This is a genomic window from Paenibacillus sp. 01T422 (assembly GCF_056398785.1).
The window spans coordinates 1-2,222 of sequence record NZ_JBFTQB010000999.1; the positions used below are offsets into that span (position 1 = coordinate 1).

General features: G+C 40.5%; 3 protein-coding genes and 1 rRNA gene. 1 reads left to right on the forward strand and 3 read right to left on the reverse strand.

Annotation, left to right across the window (positions count from 1 at the left end):
* The 3 genes from AC1DUA_RS34660 to AC1DUA_RS34670 all read right to left on the reverse strand — a co-directional run.
* Positions 1-150 (reverse strand): 16S ribosomal RNA (locus tag AC1DUA_RS34660); the annotation flags it as partial.
* Positions 151-515: 365 nt separating this feature from the next.
* On the reverse strand, positions 516-746 hold the full coding sequence (locus tag AC1DUA_RS34665; protein WP_090826664.1) for a hypothetical protein: 231 nt from the start codon (positions 744-746) through the stop codon (positions 516-518).
* 155 nt (positions 747-901) lie between these two features.
* Positions 902-1,513, reverse strand: a complete 612-nt coding sequence (locus tag AC1DUA_RS34670; protein ID WP_477504060.1) for a stage II sporulation protein M — start codon at positions 1,511-1,513, stop codon at positions 902-904.
* Positions 1,514-1,624: 111 nt separating this feature from the next.
* Between AC1DUA_RS34670 and AC1DUA_RS34675 the strand changes: the two genes are divergently transcribed.
* Positions 1,625-2,222 (forward strand): polysaccharide deacetylase family protein (locus AC1DUA_RS34675; protein WP_477504061.1); only part of this gene is annotated, 598 nt, incomplete at its 3' end.

Here is a 2,222-nt window from a genome sequence, read left to right on the forward strand (position 1 = left end):
TCGTTTCCGATAGTTATCCCAGTCTTATAGGCAGGTTACCTACGTGTTACTCACCCGTCCGCCGCTAAGCACCGAAGTGCTCCGCTCGACTTGCATGTATTAGGCACGCCGCCAGCGTTCGTCCTGAGCCAGGATCAAACTCTCCATAAAGTTACCCAAAAAAGTGACGTTAACCTCCGAAGAGAATTCCRATTACTTTTCCGGGGCCCATATTTTAAGCTYAATTGTACTCATTGACTTGCTAGCGAGATTATAAATAATCTCTTATTTTTGAACGATTTCTCGTTCGTGCTTACTCACTCATTGTTCAGTTTTCAAAGATCAATTTTCTCTCATTCATCATCACCGTCTGTTTAGCGGCGACTTTTTAAATATACCACATTCACCCAGAACATTGCAAGTCTTTTTTTCAACATCTTTTTTGAGGAATGTTAAGACCGACTTGCTTGTCCTTATTTTCAAGGGGCGAGATATAAAGTAACACATAAGGAGAGGGTAAGTCAATAACATACCCCCTATTTTTTTTGAGCTTGGTAGTTGCGGTTTCTTGCATATTTCGAAATTTCTTTGGGAGTTGCTAAACGAGCATACATCCTGAAGATAACTTTATATCTGGATTCTATTGCCCCTTTAATTTCTTGATCAATTCTTTTGTCATTCAAATCAAATAGCATTTCATCTAACTCTTTACGTAGTACGTAATCTAATTCCCTGCATTCCCGATCATTGAACAAGAATCCGAGCATACATCCATCCAAACCCCTCTCGACTGTAGAGATTAATGGCACTAACAGTAGAATCGAAAGAAGCGGCCAACTAAAACCTTCGTTTGCCCGCCACCCTACTGCTTTACTGTTATGCTCAGATTTTGCCATTTTTATGACAAGCTTCTGAAAAATTTTCACAAATGAACCAACCAGTAGGTGAGTGTGCTCTCAATGATTGCCGCGAGTAGCAAAAGAACGACGATTACAACAATAAGAGGTTTCGTTAAGGTTAACACTTTTTTAAGTTCTGGTATGGCCGTCCTATTAGGAACAGGAACAAATATCTGCGCTGCGCTTTTCCAAACCAACATGCCTAATTTAAGACCATAAGCACAGGCCAACAGAATAACCGGTATTTCTATAATTCCATGCGGAAGAATTCCTTTCAGTACAATAGACAGGGTGCTTTCATGCGTTTGCAGAGATAGAACGTAACCTAGAATCATGCCATTCGCAACCAACATGAAGAGCGGCAGCAGACCTAAAGGAAGACCCAGAAAAATAATAGCCACAGACTTGACGGCATTATTCAGGAAAATGATAAAGAAAAACCACACCTGCGGATTATCTTTCTTGCTGAGGGATTGGCTTATCGACTTAAGCCCTTCCAGCTGACCTTTTAAAAAGTGTGAAAATTGATCAGAGTTTGCCCATCCTAAGTAAAAACTAATGCCAAACACTAAAACTACGACGATGAAATAGTGTTTCATTTCTTTAAAATGCTGCAGTAATGGTTTAAATGTCATTTCTATTTCCTCCAATTTCGGAAGCATAAGTACTGTGTACGAGCATACATTATTTATTAAAGAGTATACAAGCCTTACCGTTTGTAAGGCATAAGGAGGTACAGGCTGTAAATGAACTATTTTTTTGTACTAAATGCTAAGAAATTTAAACAATATGTATTTATCGCTCTAGCCATCGTGTTCGCAGCAGCTATTGTCTATTCGGAGCAAAGCAATGTGTCTGTCTTTTCTAATGCTGAGCCTTCGGCGATTTATAGCGTACAGACAGAGAAAAAGGTTATTGCTTTAACCTTCGATATTTCCTGGGGGGAGAAGCGAGCAGAGCCAATCTTGAATATCCTTAAGGATAAAGGGGTAAAGGACGCAACTTTCTTCCTCTCCTCGCCTTGGAGCAAAAGTCATCCTGAGATCGTGGAGCAAATTAAAAAAGACGGCTTCGAAATCGGTAGTCACGGTAACAAACACGATAATTACAGCACACTAAGCGATGAAGAAATACGCAAGCAAATAACGACAGCACATGGAATATTGACGGAATTAATCGGAAAAGAGCCTAACCTGATCCGGATGCCTAATGGCGATTTCGACAAACGCGTGCTCCGAATCGCCAATGACTTGGGCTACTCCGTCATTCAATGGGATACAGATTCTCAAGATTGGCTCAACAAAGGTGTGGATACCATTATTAGCCGCGTTATAACAAAGGCTC